Source organism: Gordonibacter sp., assembly GCF_036667095.1.
In the GTDB taxonomy this organism is placed as follows: domain Bacteria; phylum Actinomycetota; class Coriobacteriia; order Coriobacteriales; family Eggerthellaceae; genus Gordonibacter.
The window spans coordinates 1-9218 of record NZ_JAVWUP010000104.1; the positions used below are offsets into that span (position 1 = coordinate 1).

9 protein-coding genes are annotated in these 9218 nt (G+C 59.1%); 6 read left to right on the forward strand and 3 right to left on the reverse strand.

The features are described from left to right. A partial coding sequence (locus RR842_RS09460) for a hypothetical protein (protein ID WP_332729582.1) occupies nt 1–450 on the reverse strand: 450 nt, incomplete at its 3' end. A gap of 338 nt (nt 451–788) precedes the next feature. On the opposite strand from RR842_RS09460, the gene RR842_RS09465 reads away from it, so the two are divergent. The 6 genes from RR842_RS09465 (at nt 789) to RR842_RS09490 (ending at nt 7672) form a co-directional block, all read left to right on the forward strand. Then, entirely contained in the window at nt 789–2387 is a 1599-nt protein-coding gene (locus RR842_RS09465) for a molybdopterin-dependent oxidoreductase (RefSeq protein ID WP_332729583.1), read from the forward strand. Nucleotides 2388–2405: 18 nt separating this feature from the next. Continuing rightward, complete coding sequence (locus RR842_RS09470) at nt 2406–3479, forward strand: molybdopterin-dependent oxidoreductase (protein WP_332514825.1); 1074 nt, start codon at nt 2406–2408, stop codon at nt 3477–3479. 211 nt (nt 3480–3690) lie between these two features. Further along, nucleotides 3691–4773, forward strand: a complete 1083-nt coding sequence (gene prfA, locus RR842_RS09475; protein ID WP_332521488.1) for a peptide chain release factor 1 — start codon at nt 3691–3693, stop codon at nt 4771–4773. Nucleotides 4774–4803: 30 nt separating this feature from the next. Continuing rightward, nucleotides 4804–5937 (forward strand): HemK/PrmC family methyltransferase, encoded by a 1134-nt coding sequence (locus tag RR842_RS09480; RefSeq protein ID WP_332723245.1) that lies wholly within the window; start codon nt 4804–4806, stop codon nt 5935–5937. A gap of 199 nt (nt 5938–6136) precedes the next feature. Further along, nucleotides 6137–6631: an L-2-amino-thiazoline-4-carboxylic acid hydrolase gene (locus tag RR842_RS09485; protein WP_332514543.1), complete on the forward strand. Its 495-nt coding sequence runs from the start codon at nt 6137–6139 to the stop codon at nt 6629–6631. Nucleotides 6632–6838: 207 nt separating this feature from the next. Beyond that, nucleotides 6839–7672, forward strand: a complete 834-nt coding sequence (locus tag RR842_RS09490) for a purine-nucleoside phosphorylase (protein WP_332514545.1) — start codon at nt 6839–6841, stop codon at nt 7670–7672. 28 nt (nt 7673–7700) lie between these two features. On the opposite strand, the gene RR842_RS09495 is transcribed toward RR842_RS09490, so the two are convergent. Then, the gene (locus tag RR842_RS09495) at nt 7701–8765 is read right to left on the reverse strand and encodes a PTS sugar transporter subunit IIC (RefSeq protein WP_332729584.1); all 1065 of its coding nucleotides are present in this window, start codon (nt 8763–8765) and stop codon (nt 7701–7703) included. A 149-nt stretch (nt 8766–8914) separates the two neighbouring features. Further along, nucleotides 8915–9218: hypothetical protein (locus tag RR842_RS09500; protein WP_332729585.1), on the reverse strand; the 304-nt coding region annotated here is incomplete at its 5' end.

Below are 9218 nucleotides of genomic sequence, written 5' to 3' on the forward strand. Positions count from 1 at the left end.
CTCGATGGGCTGAAACAGTTCCGGCTCTTGCTCTAATATCTTGTGCAGAACCTTGGTGACCGTTGGGCGTCGCCGGTTGGACACGGTGGCGATTTGCTCATGCGTCAGCTGCGGAATATGGTGTCGCTGGCAATATTCCACCACATAGCGAACGGCAGCGTAGGAGTCCTTGCCGCCTACCTCGCGCATCATTTTGTCGGATTCGGCCACGCAGCAGCGCATGCAGGAGTCGAAAACCGCTTTCACGAAATCCAAATCGGTCTCAAACAGGGACTTCGCAACATTCTCTTCGAAAAGGGCCACGGCGCCGTCGGTGAGGAACATGGTGCTTCGATCGTGGATCGCCGCAGGCGTTTGGCTTGCGAGCTGCCCGATGATGTCGCCGCTCGTCGCGATGCCGCTGGAGATGATGTGGCTGTTTTCTTCCGAACCCAGCTCGCCCACCACCACGATGCCCTCCAAAAGAAGCGAAACCCCGCGTGACCAGAACTTTTGGGAAAATTGCTGGCCTTTCGCATATGTTTTGATGCGGCAGCCCTCGCAGACCTTTTCGCGGGTTTGAGCAGGTATCGAGGTGCAAAAGCGGTTGTTCCCGTAGGGGCAGTTCACGTATGGTCTCCTTGTTGAGCTGCTCGGATTCATGGATGGGCGCAAAGCTGTAACGCGGGTTACCAAGTTTATGTCACCGAGGGCACAGAGTTCCATCGATGCAATGCGGATAATGATAGCGGGGAACGAAGGTGCCTGCAATGAAACGGCAAGGAAATAAAGGAAGGGAGTGATTCGATGTGAAGAAGACAAAGAAACTGTATCTATGGACGGCGTCTTGCGCGCTGGTGCTTTCAGGTTGTTTAATCGCCTCGGCGTGCACGCCTCAGGAGGCGCCCGACAAACTCGCCCAGGAAAACACCTCTATCGAGGATGCCATCGAAGCGAAGAAGGCGGATTCCATCATGGCCGCAGGAGACACCGTTTCCGAGAGGGTTCAGGCTCTCGTCGAGCGATCAGGAGGCTATGCGAAAAACGATGAGGCGAACGAAGAAAACGCCCCGAAGGTAACCACGTTGCCCGACGGCAGGCAAATCCAGAAAACTCCGTTCGACAACAAAAAGTATGTGGCCCAAACGTTGACGGGCTTGAGCCCCATGTATCTCAATGCCGATAAGCGCGGCTGCACTTCTTGCCATGCGCTTGAAGACGCGTTCGTCGAAGGCCAGACCTACCACTTCAGTATGTATCTCCCCGGATACGGCATCGAGCAGACCTACGAGGCGTGCGTCGCCTGTCATGAGCCTGGCCGTCCCATGTCGCTGAAGGATTCTATTCACTCGTCGCATCTTCCCGACGTGGGATTTCGCGCCGAGGGCGGCAATTGCGAGTCGTGCCACTATATCGAAGACGACGGCTCATACGTGTTGTGGGATCGTGTGAAATACGACGTGCTGTCGGGAATAACCGATGTGCCTTCGGCCGATGCCACTGCCGGATTCGAGTGGAATCAAACTGAGATCACCGACAGGAACGACATGTGGTGGAAGACGACGCGCGCCGACCCCGGGAAATGGGTCTACACCGACGATGCGGTGTCCGAGGACATCGTCAACCAGTGGACCATCAAGGTGACGGGCGACGTGGGGAATCCCTTCGAGATGACTCTTGCCGACATGATCGAGAAATTCGGTTCCATCTCGTCGGTTTTGACCAGCGCATGCGCCGAGACGGCAAGCGGCGAATCGCTTATTTACCAGGCTGAGGCGAAGGGTGTCCCCTTGGCGGCCATCATGGAGTATGCCCAGGTGAACGATAACGCCGACATCTTCTACCCCAAAGGTGACGACGGCTATGGCTTCCCGATGGCAACCGACGAACTTGCGGGGGACGACACCATGCTCGCTTACGAAATGAACGGAGAGGCTCTCTATCCGGAGCAGGGCTATCCTGTTCGCCTGATGGGCTACGACATAAGCGCTGTCGTCCAGACGAAGCGCGTGGTGGAGTTGAATTTCGTTCATGATGAGACCAAGCAGCCCTTCAAAACGGCGCGCGGAAACGATGGCTACAACAAGCCGACGGTCGGCGTTTTGAGCGCTACGAGTGGGCAGATTTTCAAAGCGGGGGATCCCGTTCGCCTTGAAGGGTATGCAGATGCCTTCGACGAGGTCGTGACGAAGGTCGAGATGTCGTTCGATCATGGAGCGACTTGGCAGGCGTTCGACATAAACAACGCGTCGAGTCGCCAATGGGTGTACTGGAGCATGGACTTGAGCGACAAATTCAAGGAACCGGGTTCTTACCTTATCAAGCTGCGCGCTTCCAGCGTCGACGATAAGGGAGAAGAGCACCTTACCCACCGTGACGTCGACTTCTTATTCAATGTTCAAGAGTAGTTGCAGAGGGGAATGGGTATGAATACATCACGCAAGATTCTCTCGGGTGTCGCCGGCACGGTTTTGATTGCCTCCGGCGTCGGGTTTGCGGCGACGAGCGTCCAGCCGGCTACGGCGGCGAACGCAAGTGCTTCTGCGGATGCCGTGCACGAGATCGGGGATTATCGCATTGAATCACGATGGGCGGAGGAAGGTGGGGCGCTGTCTCGTTTAGCGAACGTCCAAGGTTCGTTCTCCTTCAACCAACAAGGCGTCACGCCCAACGACGAGCTGTTCAACGTGTTCGGGACGGCGATATTGTCGATGTGCTCCAAGCCGGCGCTGGATATCGAAGCCGAACAGGTGGGCGAGGCGAACTACTACGTGAACGTGGGAGGAAGCATCGAGAAAAGCTTTACCGTGAACCTGGCAGAGATGGATGCCGACGAGAAGGAAACCCTGATGGGCTGCTCATGCGCGACGGGGTCCCCCTTCGGCCAGGCCCGCGTGGTGGGCGTCGAGCTGTCCAAGGTCGTCGGCATGGCCGATTTGGAAGAAGGGGTCAACACCCTCACCGCCTACGGCTCGGACGGATACGGCGAGCCTCTGCCTTTGCAGTACGTGCTCGACAAGCACGCGTTGCTCGTGTACCGCGTCAACGGCGAGGAGTTGAAATCGACCGCCGAGGGCTCGAGCGTTCAATTGTGGATGCCTGAAACCGTCGCTCGGTATTTCACGCGCAATATCACCCAGATCGAGCTGACGTGCGAAGAAGAGGCCCCCGAAGTCGGTTCCGTCGATCCTATGTATCGCAACAAGATCGAAATCAAAAACGACGCCAGCTCATGCGAATTCGAAAAGGGAAAGGAGATCACGTTCGAGGGCGTCGCAGATGACTGCGGCAGCGCGATAGAGGCCGTCGAGTTTTCTTTCGACGGAGGGCAAACCTGGACGGTTGGCGACACCGAGGGCGTGACGGCGGACAAATGGGTCAACTGGCAGTTCACGACGACGTTTGCAGATGCGGGCGATTACGAGATGATCGCCCGCGCCCGCACGGCTGATGGGGTGGTTTCACCTCTCGTCTCCTCGCTTTCGTTCTCCGTTGTGTAAGGTTAATGAATGGGGCAACTGGGTTTTTCGATGTGCAGGGTAGTAAGTGAAGTGTGGTAAGCGCGAAAATGCTGTGAAGCGCACAGCGATCTGGTATCATAAAGCGTTGCGCAATGAGGCGCCCGTTTCATTTTTCTGAGGCGGGCGCAGGTACGTCGACGAGATAACGTCGACGTGAATAGAGACCACGTCATGAAGGACACCCACGCACATGCAAGAAACGGATATGCGAGAGAAGCTACTGAAGATCATCGAGGCCTACGAGGACGTGCAGGCCAAGATGGGCGACCCGGTTGTACTTGCTGATCAGAAAGAATATAACCGCCTTGCCAAGGAGTATTCAATCCAAGGCCCGCTGGCCAACAAGGCGCGCGAATACGTGCAGGCTGCCGACGACCTGGCGGCGGCTAAGGAGATGCTCTCCGATGCCGACATGAAGGAGTTCGCTCAGGAGGAGATTGCTGGGATAGAGAGTCGACTGCCGTCGCTTGAAGAGGATATCAAGTTCATGTTGATTCCGGCAGACCCTGCTGACGACAAGGATATTATCGTAGAGATCCGTGCTGGAGCTGGCGGCGATGAGGCTGCTCTTTTTGCGGGCGACTTGTTCAAGATGTATGAGCGCTTTGCCGCTGAGCAAGGTTGGAAGACCGAGACGCTGGATGTGTCGGCTTCCGAGGCTGGCGGCTTCAAGGAAGTGCAGTTCAAGGTAAAGGGCGACAGCGTGTATTCGGTTATGAAATTCGAGAGCGGTGTCCATCGCGTACAGCGCGTTCCTAAGACCGAAAGCCAGGGGCGCATTCACACCTCTACGGCTACGGTGGCGGTTTTGCCCGAAGCCGACGAGGTGGAAATTGACATCAGCCAAAACGACCTGCGTATTGACGTGTACCGCGCTGGCGGTCCGGGCGGACAGTGCGTGAATACTACCGACTCGGCCGTGCGCATCACGCACTTGCCAAGTGGTTTGGTGGTGCAATCGCAGGATCAGAAGTCACAGCTGCAAAATAAGATTGCGGCCATGGCTGTTCTACGCGCTCGTCTCTATGACAAAATGCTGGCTGAGCAACAGGCGGCCGAAGGTGCCGCGCGTCGCAGCCAGATCGGTACGGGGGATCGTTCTGAGAAGATTCGTACCTACAACGGTCCTCAGGATCGGGTGACCGACCACCGCATCGGCTACAACGGCACCTATAACGGTGTGCTGCTAGGTGCGGGCGGCGCGAGCCTGAGCGAACTGATCACCGCTTTGCAGGCGGCTGACCGCGCGCAGAAACTGGAAGCGGCGGTGTAGGCGCATTCGTCGATCGGTGAAGGCATACTTGTGGCTGAAAACGATATCTGGACTATCAAGGCAGCGCTCGACTGGACGGTGGGCTACCTTGAGCGCAAGGGGGACGAAAGCCCCCGTATTTCGGCGCAATGGTTGCTGGGCGAGGCATGCGGTATGCGCCGTATCGACCTGTATACCCATTTCGATCAGCCTCTTACCTTGGAGGAACGAGACGTGCTGCGCGGCTACGTGACGCGGCGGGGGGCGGGCGAGCCGCTTCAGTACATCACCGGCGAAGTGGCTTTCAGGCATATTACGGTGAAGGTGCGCTCCGGCGTGCTCATCCCGCGGCCCGAGACCGAGGTGCTAGTGAGCGAGGGCCTGGCCTGCTTGCCGCCCGCGCCGCGTCCCCGCGCTGCGGACGACGGGGAAGCGGGTGTCGATGCTGCATCTTCGCCGGTGAGCGAGGTGCCGGCGGAAGGTGCCATCCTCGGTCCGGAGGACAGCCTGCATGCCCGCGCGCTCTCTTCGGCCGAGTCGGCGTCTCCTTCCATCGGTGCTGCCGACCAGGTGTCGCCGCGAAGCGGCGGTGCTGGTGGCGGCGAGCAGGCGCTGCTGCAAGGAGGCGGGACGGCCGAGTCCGACAGGGCTGTCCAGCTAGCAGGGCCGCTCGTGGCCGACTTGTGCACGGGTTCGGGGTGCATCGCCTGCTCTATCGCCTACGAGCATCCCCTGGCGCGCGTCGTGGCTACCGATATCGCGCCTGAAGCTGTGGCGTTGGCGGGCGAGAATGCCTCCGCGCTTGGCCTTGAGGGCCGCGTGCAGGTGGTGGCGTGCGACCTGGGCGAGGGCATCGATGCGGAGCTTATGGGATGTTTTGACCTCGTCGTTTCCAACCCTCCCTATGTTCCCACGGCAGTACTGGACGATATCCCGCGCGAAGTGGCCGCATTCGAGCCGGCGCTGGCGCTGGATGGCGGTAACGACGGCTTGGACGTGTTCCGGCGTCTGCTGCCTTTCTGCGCCCGTGCACTCAAGCCGGGCGGTGCGTTCGCCTTCGAGCTGCATGAGACCTGCTTGGATGAAGCGGCGCGTCTGGCACAGGCGGCAGGCTTTACCGGCGTGCGTGTGGTAGACGACCTCGCGGGCCGTCCTCGTGTGTTGGTGGCCCGCCGTACGCTGTAGTGTCTGGATCGTCGAAGACAGACGGAGGCAAACTGGTGGGGATCGCGACTGATGGCGGCCGCGACTGACAAGGGCTAAGACTGACGGGGACCGCGACTGGCAGTTGCCCAAGTGCCGAGAGGCATCCTTGTGCGGCGAGTGCGATCTTGCGGCAGGTATACAGTATGGCGGGGATGTTGCCAAGAGGAAAAGAGGACCCATGAGCAAGATAGTGAACGAAGCCAAGAATAGGTTTCCCGTGTTTGTGAAAGTGCGCGAGCAGCTTGAACATCGGGCGTTGTGGATGTACCTGCTGGTAGACGAAGCGCGGAAGAGCGGTCTGGAAACCGATGACTTTGCAGCCGATGCGATCAAACGCTGCGGTTTGCATCAGGGTGCGGACATCGTCGCGAAAAGCGGCACGAAGAGCCTCAAGGGGCTGAAAAAGGTGCTGTTTACGAAAAGTGCCCAGATCGTGTTCGAGATGAAGGTGCTCGAGTGCACCGACGACGTGCTCTCCATCGATTTCCATTACTGTCCGCTCGTGAAGGCCTGGCAGAAGCAGGGGTGCTCCGACGAGGAGATATCCCATCTCTGCGATCTGGCTATGTGCGGCGACCGCGGTATCGGGGAGGCCCATGGCGTCGAACTTGACCTGCCGAAGACCATTGCGCGGGGAGATGACTGCTGTGCCATTCGCTATATCCGTCGCTAATGCCGCTGCCCCAGTTACTACCGCTGGTGCCTCCATTGCCGCTCATACCGCTGCCTCAGTTACCGTCGCCGGTACCCCCATTGCCGCCGCGCTGTCTTTCTTGGTGTTGCTGCCGATATGCGGGTGTTGCTTGTTCGTTTGATCATTCATGATATGATCAGGTCTACTATTATCTGCTAGATATCTTGGAACCGGCAGGGGGCCACCATGCTCGAACGCAACATACTCGACGACAACCTCACTCTTTCCGCCTACCTGCTGAAGCAGCGCCTAGAAGGACGCGAGCCTCGCATCGGGCTTATCTTAGGTTCGGGTCTGAACCCGCTTGCAAGTGAAATCGAGGATGCGGTGTGCGTGCCCTATGCCGAGGTTCCGCACATGAACACCAGCACGGCTGAAAGCCACGTGGGACGCTTCGTCTGCGGTACGCTGGGGGGTAAATGCGTATTGGCTATGCAGGGACGCTTGCACGGCTACGAAGGCAACAACGCCCAAGAGGTGGCCTATCCGGTGTGGCTGATGGAGCGGCTGGGCGTGAAGACGCTCATCACCACCAACGCTGCGGGAGCCATTAACGAAGCCTATCAGGTGGGCGATTTCTGCATCATGTCCGACCAGATCAACTTCACCGGGCGCAATCCCATTGCGGCTCCCGATCCGGCGAACCTATCCGACCGCTTCTTCTCGATGATGGACGCCTTCGACCCCGAACTGCGCGCCATTGCGCACGACGTGGCGGCCGAAGCGGGCGTGCGCGTTCAGGAGGGTGTGTACTTGGGGCTTCTGGGCCCCAGTTTCGAGACGCCTGCCGAGATACGGATGTTTCGCGTGTGGGGTGCCGACACCGTGGCTATGAGCGTGGTGGAAGAGGTTATTGCGGCACGGCATGTGGGCATGCGCGTGCTGGGTATCTCTCTGGTGTCGAACATGGCCTGCGGCGTGGAAGGCGCCTCGCCGACGGGCGTGGAGGTGCTCGACGTGGCACGCACGCGTGAGATCGACTTTGCCCGCCTGGTCACTGGTGTTGTGGCACAGCTCTAGCAGGCTGTTGGGGCGTGTCGCTCGTACTTTAGACTTCCAGCTTCAAGTCGCCTTCCTTGATGATGCCCACCTTGCGCAGGGCGAAGGAGAAGGCTCCGGTGATCAGTGCGGGCAATACGAAGCAGACCAGCGCAAGGCCCAGCCATTCGAACACTCCGGGCGCAACGGCTCCTGCCGCCATGTCTGAGACCCATCCGGTGTACACGCCGATAGGACCTACCAGTCCGCTTGTACCCATGCCCGAGGCGATGGCGGGGCCGTTTTGCTGTAGCTGGAAGATGCAGGTGGCAATAGGGCCGATGATGGCGGAGGCCAGGATGGTTGGTAGCCAGATCACCGGTTTCTTCACGATGTTGCCCATTTGCAGCATGGAGGTGCCCAGCCCCTGCGACAGCAGGCCTCCAACACCATTCTCGCGAAAGCTCATGACGGCGAAGCCTACCATCTGGGTGCAGCATCCGGCAAGCGCGGCGCCACCCGCCAGGCCGGTCAGGCTGAGCGCCGCGCAGATGGCGGCCGACGAGATGGGCAGCGTGAGGGCGATACCGATGACCACCGATACGATGATGCCCATGAAGAAAGGCTGCAACTCGGTGGCCCACATGATGAACGCACCGAGCGACGAGGCTAGGGCACCTACCCAAGGCGCTACCGCCAAGGCCAGCCCGCAGCCGCCGGCCACGGTGACGGCAGGGGTGACGATGATGTCCACCTTTGTCTCCTTGGATACTGCCTTTCCCAGTTCGGAGGCCACGACGGCCACGACGAGTACGGCTAAAGGCCCTCCTGCGCCCCCCGCGGCATTGGCTGCATAACCCACCGCCGCCAAGGAGAACAGCACGAGGGGCGGTGTGCGCAGGGCGTGCCCGATAGCGATGGCCATGGCGGGCCCGGCCACGCTTTTGGCGAACCCACCGATTTCGTTGAAGAATCCGATTCCGCTTAAATTTCCGACAGTGTCCAAGATGGTGCCAATCAGAAGCGAGGCGAACAGACCCTGCGCCATGGCAGAGAGGGCATCGATGGCATAGCGCTGAAAAGTTATCTCGATGTCCTTGCGCTTGAGAAAGGCTGCAAATGTTCCCTTGGGCATGTCGTCTCCTGGAGTTGCGGGTATGGGGGTGGAATTCCTGACCAATAGTACGTCATAGAGGGCTGCTATGGTTTCCATTTGGTTAATTGATCGGGTCTTTGGCGTGAGCGGGACGAGTTCCGTCGTGTTTTTGCTTGACGTATCTTCGGTTACTGGAAGCCTTTGATGTTCGCGTAGGTGTCAAGGACGTCGGGGCATTCGAATACGCGGTTGCGTTTGCCTTCGGTGATCTGGACGACAATACCGGCAGCAACGAGTTCGCCTATGGCGGAAGTTGTGCGCTTGAAGCTGCGATCAAGGTAGGCGGCGGCGCTTGTGGCGGTAAAAACCGGGATGCCGGGGAGGGCCTGCACAAGCAGGGTGGTTGCTGAGTCTGAACGTGCGCCCAGATGGGCAAGCCAAGCAGCTTGCAGCGAAGAAACGCTTTGCTCAAATGTGAGAGCCTCATCGACG

Coding starts and splice junctions, on each gene's coding strand:
- RR842_RS09495 (WP_332729584.1), bottom strand. CDS start 8,765: ATGCCCAAGGGAACATTTGCAGCCTTTCTCAAGCGCAAGGACATCGAG.
- RR842_RS09470 (WP_332514825.1), top strand. CDS start 2,406: ATGAATACATCACGCAAGATTCTCTCGGGTGTCGCCGGCACGGTTTTG.
- RR842_RS09490 (WP_332514545.1), top strand. CDS start 6,839: ATGCTCGAACGCAACATACTCGACGACAACCTCACTCTTTCCGCCTAC.
- RR842_RS09485 (WP_332514543.1), top strand. CDS start 6,137: ATGAGCAAGATAGTGAACGAAGCCAAGAATAGGTTTCCCGTGTTTGTG.
- prfA (WP_332521488.1), top strand. CDS start 3,691: ATGCAAGAAACGGATATGCGAGAGAAGCTACTGAAGATCATCGAGGCC.